This window comes from Streptomyces sp. V2I9 (assembly GCF_030817475.1).
Classification (GTDB): domain Bacteria; phylum Actinomycetota; class Actinomycetes; order Streptomycetales; family Streptomycetaceae; genus Streptomyces.
The window spans coordinates 2,985,033-2,996,901 of record NZ_JAUSZJ010000002.1; the positions used below are offsets into that span (position 1 = coordinate 2,985,033).

An 11,869-nucleotide genomic window follows, 5' to 3' on the forward strand; every position below is an offset into this window, starting at 1 on the left:
CTGATGCTCCTATTGCTGTCAAGCGGCTTGAAGCCAGTCGCGGTAGGAGTGGGCGAGGTCGTCGTCCCTGCTGAGTCCTCGTTCAAGTCTGGAGATAGTGGTTGGCCAGACTCCGAAGTGCTGGGCGACGGCGGTGAGGGTGACGTTCCTGGCCTGCCGCATGGGCCGCAGATCGGCTATGCCCGGGATGGTGACCGTGCTGGTGAGGCAGCGGAACATCTCCCGGGCGATGGCCCGTTTCAGCATCCGGATGATTTCCTTCTTCGTCCTTCCGGCAGCGGTCTGTCGCGCAACGTAGGCGCGGGTCCGGGCGTCGCCGGACATGCGGACCAGGGCGATGCGGTAGAGGGCTGCGTTGGCCGCTCGGTCGCCGCCCCGGGAGAGTCGGTGCCGGTTGGTTCTGCCGCTGGAAGCAGGGACCGGGGCAGCCCCGCACAGCGCTGCGAAGGACGCCTCGGTCCGCATCCGTTCGGGGTTGCCGCCCGCGGTGATCAGCAGTCGTGCGGCGGTGTCGGGGCCGACACCGTAGGCGGCCCGCAGGCCCGGGTTGTGGGTGGTGACCTCGGCATCCAGGGCCCGCGTCAGTGTTTCGTGCTCGGCGGTGAGCTCCTTGACCCGGCGGGCGAGGCTCTTCAACGCGGTCAGCACGGCGATGTGGAGGGCGTCACCGGCCGGCCGCAGCCGGGCCAGGGCCTCGGTGCGATCGGTGCCCTTGAGCTGCCCGTACTTCGCGCGGATGGCTTCCGGGGCAGTGATGAGGACGTTGCCGATCTGATTGAGCGCGGCGGTGCGGGCCTTGACGGCGGAGCGGGCTGCGTTGTGCAGGGCACGTATCCCGGCGACCGTGTCGTCCTTGGGGGAACTGGAGGCTCTGCCGGACAGGGCGGCGCGGGCGGCGGCGTAGGCGTCGATCGGGTCGGACTTGCCGGTGCGGCGCCGTTCGGCCTTGTCGGGGCGGTTGACCTCGACAACCTGGTGCCCGTGGGAGCGGGCGGTCCGCGTGAAACCGGCCCCGTAGGACGAGGTGCCTTCCACCCCGATCGAGACCACACGCCCGTGCGCGGCCAGGAAGGCCAGGGCTGCCGCGTATCCAGCGGCGGTGGTGGAGAACTCCGCATCCGCGAGATGACCGCCGTTTTCGCTGATCACAGCGACGTGGACGGTGTCAGCGTGGGAATCGACCCCACCGAACACATCCTGGTCCACGGTGTCCGCCGCAACCTCTGATGCCATGCTGATACTGCCTTCCCAGCCGAAGGTGGGCGCCGGCCGGGTGGCGCAGACAGGACATTGAAGGGGCTTCTGACCAAGCTCCTATCAGGTCATGTTCCGCCCGGCCGGAGCCATGAGAACGAGCTCCGGCAGCCGGACAGAACAGCGCGAAGACAGCCCAGCAGGGCGTCAGTCAGTGCCCGAGTCACGACCGCCGGAACCCGAGTATCAGCATCAATGTCGGTGCCCCCTGCCACGATGACGCCATGACGATCCATCTCCTCACCGACATCGAGCAGGCCGTACGCAGCAGTTGGAGCGCCGAGACCTGCACCCCGGAGTACCGGGACCGCTGGAGTCCGGACCATCCGGCGCGGGACCAGTGCGGGGTGACCGCCATGGTGCTCAACGACCTGCTCGGCGGGGAGTTGATCCGGGGCGAGGTCCACGTCGACGGGGTGCGCACCGATTTCCACTGGTGGAACCGCCTGGGCAGGGGCGTGGAGATCGACCTGACCCGCGAGCAGTTCGGGCCCGAGGAGACCGTCGTCGGCGGTGACGTCATCGTCCGGCCGCCCGCCGCCGAGTGGAAGCGGCTGCGGGCGGAGTACGAGCTGCTGCGCGACCGTGTCACGGAGAAGCTCGGGGTGGGGCCGGGCGTGTCGTAGCTGATCCGTGGCCGATCCGTGCCCGGTCGAACCGGCCGAAGTCTCCCTCGTACGCACTACGGTGAGCCCATGCCGTCATACCGCCACCGCACGCGTGGCGGTCCCGTCGGTGCCGCGGGGCGCGCGCGGCCGACGCACCATCTTCCAGGGCGAGGAGAGCGGGGAGAACGACCATGGGTGAGTCTCTGAAGACCTTCGTCGGCGGTACCGAGGTCGAGGTGCCCAACAGCATCCCGGACATCCGGGCCGCGCTGCCCGACGAGAGACGCGAGGAGTTCGACCTCGCCATCAACGAGGCCGGTGTGCACGAGATCCAGGCCGTGATGCGGCACTGGATGCTGGAGGCCGTCCCCGACCCCGAGGCCGAGAAGATCCTCGACCGGCTGGCGCGGGACGAGGCCGAGAGGCGGAGCGTCGCTTGAGTTTCCGTATCTCCTACGCACCGCCCGCCGACGACACCCTGGCCAAGATGCGCGACGGCGAGACGTTCCGGGACGCGATGGCCCGCACGCTCGGCGAGGAGCCGTACGGCCACGCCTCCTCCGCCGTCAAGCGCGAGCAGGACCGGCGCGAGGCGACCGTCGCCGGGGCCATCGTCCTCTACTACGTCTCCCGGTCCGTCCTGACCGTCACCGTGGTCCGGCTCGTGCCCCTGCCCTGACCGACCCGCCACCGGAGCCCGCGCCCCTCGACCCCCCGGCCCGCACGTGTGTCCCCCGGCCCGGAAACCGTTCCGGCCGGGGGCACGCGTCCCTGTGCCGGGTCAGGCGAGCTTCTTGTCCTGCGCCGCCACGACCTCCGCCGGCACCTCGAACGTCACGTCGCCGCCGGCCGCCGCCAGGTTGAAGGCGAAGAACGTGGCGACCGTGTTCCCCTTGCGCAGCGCCACCAGCTTGAACGGGGCCTTCTCGCCGTCGTCCTCGGACGTGACGGTCCACGCCGCGGACTCGTCGCCGCCGGTGACCTTCTCCTCGGCGACCGAGACGACCTCCGTCGGTGTACCGGCGACCGTGGCGGTGAAGCCGCCCGCGCAGTCCGCCGCCGCCTTCTTCAGCGCGCCGAACGCGTCGGCGCCCGCAGTCCCCTCGTAGGAGTGCAGCGCGACGAACGTGGACGTCAGGTCGAACGCGTCCTTGAACGCGTCCTCGGCGCCGCCCTCCGCCAGTTCCTCCAGCGACTTCTTCTTGCCGTCGGCCTTCGGCTCGTCGATCACCTTGCGCTTCGCGCTCGCGGCCGAACCTTCCTGCGCCACGCCGTACATGGCGTGGGCGACCGGCAGGCATTCCTTCTTGTCGACGGTGACACCGTCCGCCGGGACCTCGTCGGCCGCACCGGCCTTGGTGATCTTGGTGCCCTTCACGTCCCCCTGGGCGAGGGCGGCCTTCTCCAACTCATCGGCGCTGAGCGCCTCGGCCGGGGCCTTCGGGGCCGAGGAGGACCCGGCCGCACCGGCCCTGTCGTTCTTTCCGGCCTTGCCGTCGGTGTCCGACGACCCGCTGCAGGCCGTGGCCAGCAGGGTGAGGGCGGCCGCGGAGGCGGCGAGGGCGGTACGGCGTACGGCGGTGGCGCGCATGGTTCATCTCTCCGGTTTCGAGGGCAACCGCCCTTCCACCGTGCGGCACTTCGACGCCGTCTGGACGGGCCGTCGCAGTGGTCCACACTCTACGATCGAACCCGTGAGCGATAACCGGCCCCGCAGGGCCCCCCGGACATCGTGATTCTGATGTGATCATCCTGTGAACGCACGGTGCGGAACAGCCCTCCGACCCCATGGGCCGGACCGCATACGGTCGGCGGGGTCAGCCCTCGGCCGGGCGCTCGGTCAGGTGCCGGAACGCGTCCAGGTTCCGGGTGGACTCGCCACGCGCCACCCGCCAGGCGTACTCCTTGCGGATCGAGCCGGCGAACCCCAGCTCCAGCAGGGTGTTGAACGCCCCGTCCGCCGCTTCGAGCACCACGCCGAGCAGCCGGTCCAACTCCTCGGGGGTGACCACCGACAGCGGGAGCTTGCCGACCAGATAGACGTCGCCGAGCGAGTCGATCGCGTAACTCACTCCGAACAGGCGGAGGTTGCGTTCCAGGAGCCAGCGGTGCACCTCGGCGTCGTTCTCGTCGGGGTGCCGCACGACGAACGCGTTGAGGGAGAGGGAGTGCTTGCCGACGATCAGCGAGCAGGTCGTCGACAGCTTGCGGGTGCCGGGCAGCGTCACGACGTAGTTCCCGCGCTTCGGGCTCTCCCATGTGAGCCCGGCGTCGTTCAGCGTCGCCTCGATGACCTGGGCCGCTGTGGTTTCGTCCGGTGCGTCAGCCATGCCGCGAGCCTACGACAGCGCGGGGCGGGCGGCAGGAGCGGCCTCGGCCCCGGCCGTGGGCGGCAGGAGCGGCCTCAGCCGTGGTGGGTACGGGCCCGGCGGCGGTGGTCGCAGAGCGCGGCCGTGTACACGTCGGCGGTGGCGGAGGCGGCGGTGTCCCAGCCGAACGACCGGGCGTGGGCGGCCGCGGCCGCCCCCATTCTCCCGACCAGCTCCGGCGCTTCCGCGAACCGCCCGAGCGCGCGGGCGTACGCCTCCGGGTCGTGCCCCCGCACCAGGAAGCCGCTGGCCCCGTCGCGCACAGCCACCGGAAGCCCGCCCACGGCGGCGGCGACGACCGGGGTCCCGGCCGCCTGGGCCTCTATGGCGACCAGCCCGAAGGACTCGCTGTACGACGGCATGACCAGCACCGACGCCGCCCGGAACCAGTCGGCCAGTTGGTCCTGCCCCACCGGCGGGTGGAACCGTACGACGTCGGCGATGCCGAGGCGGGCGGCCAGCTTCTGCAGGCCCTCGGGCTTCGCGAGCCCGCTGCCGCTCGGGCCGCCGACCACCGGCACGACGATGCGGGAGCGCAGGGCCGGGTCCCGGTCCAGCAGCACGGCCACCGCGCGCAGCAGCACGTCAGGAGCCTTCAGCGGCTGGATGCGGCCGGCGAAGAGCGGGATCAGGGCGTCCTGCGGCAGCCCCAGCCGGGCCCGTGCGGCGGCGCGGCCGTCCGCCGGGCGGAAGCGGTCCAGGTTGACGCCGGGGTGGACGACGGCGACGGCGGCGGGGTCCGCGTCGTAGAAGCGGACGAGTTCGTCGGCCTCCTCGGCGGTGTTGGCGATCAGCCGGTCGGAGGCGTTCACGATCTGGGTCTCACCGATGACGCGGGCGGCCGGTTCGGGGGTGTCCCCCTCGGCCAGGGCGGCGTTCTTGACCTTGGCCATGGTGTGCATGGCGTGGACGAGCGGGACGCCCCAGCGCTGGGCGGCGAGCCAGCCGACCTGGCCGGAGAGCCAGTAGTGGGAGTGGACGAGGTCGTAGTAGCCGGGGCGCTGACCGGCCCATGCCTGCATCACGCCGTGCGTGAAGGCGCAGAGCTGGGCGGGCAGGTCCTCCTTGGCGAGACCTTCGTACGGCCCCGCGTCCACGTGCCGGACCAGGACGCCGGGGGCCAGGTCCACCGCCGGGGCCAGCGAGCCGGTGGTGGCGCGGGTGAATATCTCGACCTCGATGTCGATCGCGGCGAGGCGTCTGGCCAGCTCGACGATGTAGACGTTCATTCCGCCCGCGTCGCCCGTACCGGGCTGGTGGAGGGGGGACGTGTGCACGGAGAGCATCGCGATGCGGCGCGGCTTGCGGGACGCCCCGGAGAATCCTCCGGGGAACCTCAGACGCGCGGCCGTCCGGGTGGAGCCGAGCCGGGAGACGTACTGGCTCACCTCGTCGGTCCTCCTCGATCGGGGCGGGCTGGGCAGGCTGCGGAAGAGGGCGCGGGCGTCCTCCGAGGGCGGGAACAGCGGAACGACGCCTTTCATTTCCGTTTTGCCAAATCATTACGCGCCGTGCGGCGCGGCGCGCGGTGGGGGTGGCGCTCGACAGGCACCCGCCAGGGCCGCCGCCCGCCGGGTCCGGCCAGGTCGCATACGCTCGACCCATGCGCCAGCGCCCCATCGGCACCGCCACCCGCGGGACCACCAACCCGAACCGGCTGCGCCGCATGGACCGCTGGATCGCCGACGCCCACGGCCCCGCCCTGCGCCGCGCCGGGACGCCGGTGGCCGTCGATCTCGGGTACGGGGCGGCCCCCTGGACCGCCGTGGAGCTGTTGGACCGGCTGCGTGCCGCCGAGCCGCGCGCCCGAGTGGCGGGGATCGAGATCGACCCGGAGCGGGTCGCCGCCGCGCGGCCGTACGAGCGCGAAGGGCTCACCTTCGTCCACGGCGGTTTCGAGATCCCGCTGGACGTCCGTCCGCTGCTGATCCGGGCGGCCAACGTGCTGCGCCAGTACGACGAGGACCAGGTCGCCGAGGTCTGGGCGCGGCTGTGCGCCCGCCTCGCCCCGGACGGGCTGCTGGTGGAGGGGACCTGTGACGAGATCGGGCGGCGGCACGTCTGGGTGGCGCTGGGGCCCCGGGGGCCACGCACGGTCACCTTCGCGGCCCGGCTCGGTTCGCTGGAGCGCCCGTCCGACCTGGCGGAACGGCTGCCGAAGGCGCTGATCCACCGCAATGTGCCGGGCGAGCCGGTCCACGCGTTCCTGCGGGACTTCGACCGGGCCTGGGCGGCGGCCTCCCCGTACGCCTCGCTCGGCGCGCGGCAGCGCTGGATCACCGCGGTACGCGCGGTGGCGGCCGACTGGCCGGTGACGGACGGGGTGCGGCGGTGGCGGCAGGGAGAGGTCACGGTGGAGTGGGACGCCCTGCGCCCCCGCCACCCCTGACCCCCGCGGCGACCCCCTCCACCCCTGACCCCCACGCCCCCAACCGCCCCTGCCGACCGCGGCCGGGTGACCCCTGCCCCCGCAGCCGGGCGGCCCATGACCCCCGCGGCCCGGCGGCCGTCCTTCCGGACGGTCGCCCGGAAGGACGGAACCTCTTCACTCCGGGAACGCCTCGGGGGCATCGTTCGTCCCTGTGGGTGGGAACGGGGACGGGACGGTCGTGCGACCGGCGGGGACGAGCGGGGGCGGCGCGGAACGGAGCGCCGCGCGTCGGGGGGAATCATGGCGAAGTGGCCGCATGGGGGCGGTATGTGATGCGCCAGGTGCCGTCGGGCCCTGTTGCTTTGGCGGACGACATGGCACGATCTCGACGTTGCGAGAAAGTTACTGACGGTAAGTCAGAAATACCTTACCCGCCGTCTATTGCTTTTCTCGCATACGCCCCGTATTCGCCGCATCCATCGCTTACCTCATTGATGTCGCTTACCTGGCGTACATCGTCTGTGCCGCCTTCGTCCCGAGGCGGGCCCGGAGTGACCACCCGGAGGGGGAGTTCGTGAACCGACGCCACTGCGCCACTGCCGCCATCACGCTGGTCTGTGCACTGGCCCTGCTGACGTCCACCGGCCAGGCCGCGGCCGCCCCGGTTCCGGACCCCGCGCCCACCGCTTCCTCCCCCGCCGGGCCGCCGCCCCGCTACACCAACGCGGAGCTGGAGACGGTCCGCGAGCAGATCGAGACGCTGTACCGGAAGGCGGGCGCGGCGACGGACGCGTACAACCTCGCCGAGGAACAGGCGAAGAAGCAGTCCGGCGAGATCGTGAAGCTGGCCAGGGCGATCGCCGACGGTCAGGCGCGGATCGCCGCGCTCAAGGACCGGGCCGGCGCCCAGGCCCGCGAGCAGTACCGCAACGGCGGTCTGCCGCCCGGTGCCCAGCTGGCGCTCAGCAACGACCCGAAGCTCTTCCTGGACGGGATCAACCAGGTCCGCCAGAGCCAGCAGGCGTCCAAGTCGCTGCTGGCCGAACTGAAGCAGACGCAGCAGGACCTGGAGACGTACACCCAGGACGCCAGCGCCCACTGGGAGAAGCTGGAGACCGACCGGGTCAAGCAGGCCAAGGCCAAGAAGAAGATCAACGCCCGGATCAAGGCGGCGGAGAAGCTCGAGTCGCGGCTGGAGAAGGAGGAGCGCGAACGGCTCCGCCGGCTGGAGGCGGCCGCCGCCGCGGAGGCGCAGACGGCGTGGCTCTCCTCCGGTGCGATCAGGGACGTCAGCGGCGAGGCGAGCGCGGCCGGGGCGGTGGCGGTGGCCTTCGCCACGGCGCAGATCGGCAAGCCGTACGTCTGGGGGGCCGAGGGCCCCGGTTCGTACGACTGCTCCGGGCTGACCTCGCAGGCGTGGCTGGCGGCGAAGCGCCCGATCCCGCGCACCTCGCAGGAGCAGTGGCGGCTGCTGCCCCGCATCGACATCCAGGACATGCGCCCCGGCGACCTGATCATCTACCACGCCGACGCCAGCCATGTCGGGATGTACGTGGGCGACGGCACGATCGTCCACGCCCCTCGCCCCGGCCGCGATGTGACCCTGGCGGGCGCGGGCTCGATGAAGATCCTCGGCGTGGTCCGCCCGGACAAGTAGCCCGCCCGGCAGCGGGGTGGCGGGCGAGGGAGCCCTGCGGGCAGCTCGCGCGCCCGGGTGATCGGGCTGCGGAGCCCTGCGGGAAGCTCGCGCCCGCGGGTGATCGGGCGAGGGAGCCCTGCGGGAAGCTCGGCCATCTCTGCGATGCGGGCGGGGTGTCCTGCGGGCGGGGGTGCCCTGCGGGCGGGGGGCGCTCGCTCTGCGTGAACGGGCCCGTGCGAGCGTGGGGTGCGCTTCCTGTGAGCGGGGCCACGCGGCCGGTCCCGGACGCGTGATGTTTGTCATGCGCCCTTCCTCGCCACGACGGCGGCCCAGCGCGCCGGATCCGTGCCGGGACGCGGCTTATGACGGCGCATATGACAGGGGCCGGTTCTCCTGCGCCATTCCGTTCCCCCGCCACGGACCGCTATCGTCCCCGACTGGCGGACCGTCGATCGGCGACCCGTCGCGCCCTCGGGGGGAGGGAAGGAAACCCGAACCGATGCCCGTACCCGTATCGCAGCAGCGATCCGTTCCCGCTGCGGCGACCTCGCACGGCGACCTCACCCTGCTGGTGATCGAGGACGACCCGGCGGGCACCACCATCACCGTCCCCGAGCTCTCGGCGGCGGCCGGGACCCGCGTCCGGGTCCGAACCGCACGCAACCTCACCGAGGCCGCGCGGCTGCTCACCGACGACGTCGACTGCATCCTGCTGGACCTCGCCCTGCCGGTCACCGGCACCGGGACCGGTCCGGAGGAGGAGCACGCCTCCGCGCGGGCCGACGAGCTGGCGGCTCTCACCCATGTGCTCCGCCTCGCCCCGCTGCACGCGGTCCTCGCGCTGACCGCGCAGGACGACACGGAACTGGCGGCCGAGGCCGTACGCGTCGGGGCGCAGGACTACCTCTTCCGGAGCGAGCTGGACGCGCGCGTCCTGAGCCGCGCCATCCGGTACGCCGTGGAGCGCAAGCGGGCCGACACCGCCCAGCACCAGCTCACCGAGTCCCGGCTGCGCGCCCAGGAGAACGCCCGCCTGGAGCGCGGCCTGCTCCCCACCCCGCTGCTGGACGGCTCCGGCCTGAGCTTCGCCGCCCGCTACCGTCCCGGCCGCAGCCGTGCCCTCCTCGGCGGCGACTTCTACGACGTCGTCCGCACCCCCGACGGCACGGTGCACGCGATGATCGGCGACGTCTGCGGCCACGGCCCGGACGAGGCCGCGCTCGGGGTCGAGCTGCGGATCGCCTGGCGTGCGCTGACCCTGGCGGGGCTGTGCGGGGACGATCTGCTCGCCACGCTCCAGCAGGTGCTGGAGCACGAGCGGCAGAGCGAGGAGATCTTCGCGACGCTCTGCACGGTGGACATCGCGGCGGACGGGCGGCGGGCGGGGCTCTACCTCGCCGGGCACCCGGCGCCGCTGCTGGCCCGCCACGGACAGCCCGCACGGCTGCTCCCGTACGAGGACGGCGGCCCGGCCCTGGGGCTCCTGCCGCGGGCCCGCTGGCCGCGCCGCCAGGTCGAGCTGGGCGGCGCCTGGAGCCTGATGCTGTACACGGACGGGCTCATCGAGGGGCGGGTGGGGACCGGCGGCAGCGAACGGCTGGGCCAGGACGGCATGGCCGCGATGGTCAACAGCCGGCTGGAACAGGGGCTGGCGGGCGAGGAGCTGCTGGAGGCGGCGGTCGCCGAGGTGCGGGAGCTGAACGGCGGCGAGCTGACCGACGACGTGGCCGTCCTGCTGCTGGGCCGCGATCCGGAGCGGATACGACAATGGGGTGGCAGCGCACCGCGCTCCCACCCCGCGTCCGTCGACCGGCCGCCGTCGTCGCCGCCCGCGAGGGCGGCGGGGGCTCAGCGCCCGCCGTTGTAGGGCCCGTACGGGCCGTCGCTGCTGGAGCCGCCCCTGCGGCCGCCGCCGCCCGAGACCGCCTTGAGCGCGGGACGCACGTCGACCATGAACACGATCGACGCGACCACGCCCGCGAGCTGGAGGAAGAGCATCGGGATGAGCAGGTTCACGGCGACGGCGACGCCCAGGATCACCAGCCAGAAGGACTTCTGCTTCTTGTCGGCGGCCCGGTAGGCGTCCTCACGCGCGGTCGCCGCGAAGACGAACGCGACCACGGCCAGCACCAGCATCGCCAGATAGAGCAGCTGGAGGAGCGAGCCGAACGCTGAGAGCAACATGGTGTGTACCGCCTAGTGAGTCGAGGAGCGCCCTGCGGCCGAGAGGGCCAAGGTACCGGGACAACGAACCGGCCACCCGACATGGTGCCCGCCCCGCGTCCCGGTCACGCGTACCGCGCCCCGCGCAGAACCCTGATGGACCCCGTAGGGGTCACGCGCCGGCGGGCGGCGTGGTCTTCCTGGCCGCGGGCTTGCGCGGCGCGGGGGCCTTCTTCGCGGGTGCGGCCTTGGCTTCGGCGGCCTTCGCCGGGGCGGCGGGAGCGGCCTTCGCCGCAGCGGGCTTCGCGGTCGCGGGCCTGGTGGAGCCGCCGGCCGTGGGAGCGGTCCCGGCCGCACCCCCGGGGGCCGCCTTCGGGGACGTCTTCGGCTCGCTCTTCGGGTCGGCCTCGATGACGGCGGCGATCTCGACGATCTCGTCGGCCGTCTCACCGCGCCAGGTGCGCACGGTCTGCTCGCCGTGCTCGGCGACCTTCTCGTACGTCTCGCGGGCCTTGATCGCGTACTCGGCGGCCACGCCCACGCTGCGCAGCGCCAGGTCCTGGGCGCTCTCGCCCAGCTTCTTCAGGTCGGCGGCGTCGAACGAGCCGAACACCTCGGTGACCTTCGCCTGCACGGTGGCCTGGGCCTCCTTGGCCTGGGTGGCCACCTTCTCCTGCACGACCTTGGGGTCGGTGTTGCGCACGGCGTCGATCCGCTCGGGCGCCTCGGCCCGCAGCTGCTCGATCAGCGCCGGGATCTTGAGCGCCTGCTGCACGGCCAGGTCGGCCGTACCGGCGGCGAAGTAGAGGGGGGTGGGGTCGGTGAGGGTCTTGCGCAGGTCATCGGTGATGGCCATGACTGTGGTCCTCCCGGATCATCGAACCAGCTGCTGTCAGCTGTGAGGGTCGTGGTCTTCCTTGGCGTCCGCACCGGGCGTGGCGCCCGTGTCGGGCCCGGCGTCCCCGTCGGGGCCGGCCTGCTCGTCGGGCCCCGGGGCGTACCCGTTCTCGCGGCGGAAGGAGTCGTAGATCTGCAGCAGAACGCTCTTCTGCCGCTCGTTGATCGACGGATCGGCCAGGATGACCGCCCGCGTCTCCAGCTCCTCCCGCTCCCGCTCGTCCAGAATCCCCGCACGTACGTACAGGGTCTCGGCCGAGATCCGCAGCGCCTTGGCGACCTGCTGGAGCACGTCCGCGCTGGGCTTGCGCAGACCGCGCTCGATCTGGCTGAGATACGGGTTCGACACCCCGGTGGCATCGGCGAGCTGCCGCAACGAGAGCTGCGCCGCGCGACGCTGCTCCCGCAGGTACTCCCCGAGATTGCCGACGTTGAGTGATGCCATGACCCGATGGTGCACCACTCTTGCTAACAATTGCAAGCAGGCGCTTGCAAAAGTGTTGCGCACCACGTCGCGCGGCGGGGGTGAGGTGCACCGTGATCGACTCCGCACGTCGCGGACGAGGGC

At 72.3% G+C, this 11,869-nt stretch carries 13 protein-coding genes; 6 read left to right on the forward strand and 7 right to left on the reverse strand.

Features of this window, described 5'->3' with window-relative positions; all coding sequences use genetic code 11:
- Positions 1 to 18: 18 nt before the first annotated feature.
- Positions 19 to 1,233, reverse strand: coding sequence for an IS110 family transposase (locus QFZ71_RS13025; RefSeq protein WP_307668400.1), 1,215 nt, complete (start codon positions 1,231 to 1,233; stop codon positions 19 to 21).
- 245 nt (positions 1,234 to 1,478) lie between these two features.
- Between QFZ71_RS13025 and QFZ71_RS13030 the strand changes: the two genes are divergently transcribed.
- The 3 genes from QFZ71_RS13030 to QFZ71_RS13040 all read left to right on the forward strand — a co-directional run bounded on the left by QFZ71_RS13030 (position 1,479) and on the right by QFZ71_RS13040 (position 2,541).
- The gene (locus tag QFZ71_RS13030; RefSeq protein ID WP_307668401.1) at positions 1,479 to 1,880 is read left to right on the forward strand and encodes a hypothetical protein; all 402 of its coding nucleotides are present in this window, start codon (positions 1,479 to 1,481) and stop codon (positions 1,878 to 1,880) included.
- Positions 1,881 to 2,053: 173 nt separating this feature from the next.
- On the forward strand, positions 2,054 to 2,302 hold the full coding sequence (locus tag QFZ71_RS13035) for a hypothetical protein (RefSeq protein ID WP_307668402.1): 249 nt from the start codon (positions 2,054 to 2,056) through the stop codon (positions 2,300 to 2,302).
- Positions 2,299 to 2,541, forward strand: a complete 243-nt coding sequence (locus QFZ71_RS13040; RefSeq protein ID WP_307668403.1) for a hypothetical protein — start codon at positions 2,299 to 2,301, stop codon at positions 2,539 to 2,541. Before QFZ71_RS13035 ends, QFZ71_RS13040 begins: the two co-directional genes overlap by 4 nt.
- 102 nt (positions 2,542 to 2,643) lie before the next feature.
- Here QFZ71_RS13040 and QFZ71_RS13045 read toward each other — a convergent pair whose 3' ends face one another.
- The 3 genes from QFZ71_RS13045 to mshA all read right to left on the reverse strand — a co-directional run bounded on the left by QFZ71_RS13045 (position 2,644) and on the right by mshA (position 5,619).
- Complete coding sequence (locus QFZ71_RS13045; RefSeq protein WP_307668404.1) at positions 2,644 to 3,453, reverse strand: hypothetical protein; 810 nt, start codon at positions 3,451 to 3,453, stop codon at positions 2,644 to 2,646.
- A gap of 226 nt (positions 3,454 to 3,679) precedes the next feature.
- Entirely contained in the window at positions 3,680 to 4,192 is a 513-nt protein-coding gene (locus tag QFZ71_RS13050; protein WP_307668405.1) for a YbjN domain-containing protein, read from the reverse strand.
- A 74-nt stretch (positions 4,193 to 4,266) separates the two neighbouring features.
- Complete coding sequence (gene mshA, locus QFZ71_RS13055) at positions 4,267 to 5,619, reverse strand: D-inositol-3-phosphate glycosyltransferase (protein WP_307671443.1); 1,353 nt, start codon at positions 5,617 to 5,619, stop codon at positions 4,267 to 4,269.
- 215 nt (positions 5,620 to 5,834) lie between these two features.
- Here mshA and QFZ71_RS13060 point away from each other — a divergent pair, with 215 nt between their 5' ends.
- The 3 genes from QFZ71_RS13060 to QFZ71_RS13070 all read left to right on the forward strand — a co-directional run bounded on the left by QFZ71_RS13060 (position 5,835) and on the right by QFZ71_RS13070 (position 10,108).
- A complete protein-coding gene (locus tag QFZ71_RS13060) occupies positions 5,835 to 6,620 on the forward strand; it encodes a class I SAM-dependent methyltransferase (protein ID WP_307668406.1) in 786 nt (261 codons plus the stop codon).
- Positions 6,621 to 7,176: 556 nt separating this feature from the next.
- Positions 7,177 to 8,259 carry a C40 family peptidase gene (locus QFZ71_RS13065; RefSeq protein WP_307668407.1) on the forward strand — a complete coding sequence of 361 codons (1,083 nt, stop codon included), beginning with the start codon at positions 7,177 to 7,179 and terminating at the stop codon, positions 8,257 to 8,259.
- A 481-nt stretch (positions 8,260 to 8,740) separates the two neighbouring features.
- The gene (locus tag QFZ71_RS13070) at positions 8,741 to 10,108 is read left to right on the forward strand and encodes a PP2C family protein-serine/threonine phosphatase (protein ID WP_307668408.1); all 1,368 of its coding nucleotides are present in this window, start codon (positions 8,741 to 8,743) and stop codon (positions 10,106 to 10,108) included.
- Here QFZ71_RS13070 and QFZ71_RS13075 read toward each other — a convergent pair.
- From QFZ71_RS13075 to QFZ71_RS13085, 3 genes are all read right to left on the reverse strand, one after another.
- Positions 10,090 to 10,425, reverse strand: a complete 336-nt coding sequence (locus QFZ71_RS13075; RefSeq protein ID WP_073771075.1) for a DUF2516 family protein — start codon at positions 10,423 to 10,425, stop codon at positions 10,090 to 10,092. The two genes, QFZ71_RS13070 and QFZ71_RS13075, sit on opposite strands and share 19 nt — an antisense overlap.
- A 151-nt stretch (positions 10,426 to 10,576) precedes the next feature.
- Positions 10,577 to 11,260 carry a hypothetical protein gene (locus tag QFZ71_RS13080; protein ID WP_307668409.1) on the reverse strand — a complete coding sequence of 228 codons (684 nt, stop codon included), beginning with the start codon at positions 11,258 to 11,260 and terminating at the stop codon, positions 10,577 to 10,579.
- A 36-nt stretch (positions 11,261 to 11,296) separates the two neighbouring features.
- Complete coding sequence (locus QFZ71_RS13085) at positions 11,297 to 11,746, reverse strand: helix-turn-helix domain-containing protein (RefSeq protein WP_307668410.1); 450 nt, start codon at positions 11,744 to 11,746, stop codon at positions 11,297 to 11,299.
- Positions 11,747 to 11,869: the final 123 nt, after the last annotated feature.

Coding starts and splice junctions, on each gene's coding strand:
- QFZ71_RS13085 (WP_307668410.1), bottom strand. CDS start 11,746: ATGGCATCACTCAACGTCGGCAATCTCGGGGAGTACCTGCGGGAGCAG.
- QFZ71_RS13025 (WP_307668400.1), bottom strand. CDS start 1,233: ATGGCATCAGAGGTTGCGGCGGACACCGTGGACCAGGATGTGTTCGGT.
- QFZ71_RS13030 (WP_307668401.1), top strand. CDS start 1,479: ATGACGATCCATCTCCTCACCGACATCGAGCAGGCCGTACGCAGCAGT.
- QFZ71_RS13070 (WP_307668408.1), top strand. CDS start 8,741: ATGCCCGTACCCGTATCGCAGCAGCGATCCGTTCCCGCTGCGGCGACC.
- QFZ71_RS13045 (WP_307668404.1), bottom strand. CDS start 3,453: ATGCGCGCCACCGCCGTACGCCGTACCGCCCTCGCCGCCTCCGCGGCC.
- QFZ71_RS13075 (WP_073771075.1), bottom strand. CDS start 10,425: ATGTTGCTCTCAGCGTTCGGCTCGCTCCTCCAGCTGCTCTATCTGGCG.
- QFZ71_RS13035 (WP_307668402.1), top strand. CDS start 2,054: ATGGGTGAGTCTCTGAAGACCTTCGTCGGCGGTACCGAGGTCGAGGTG.
- QFZ71_RS13080 (WP_307668409.1), bottom strand. CDS start 11,260: ATGGCCATCACCGATGACCTGCGCAAGACCCTCACCGACCCCACCCCC.
- QFZ71_RS13060 (WP_307668406.1), top strand. CDS start 5,835: ATGCGCCAGCGCCCCATCGGCACCGCCACCCGCGGGACCACCAACCCG.
- QFZ71_RS13050 (WP_307668405.1), bottom strand. CDS start 4,192: ATGGCTGACGCACCGGACGAAACCACAGCGGCCCAGGTCATCGAGGCG.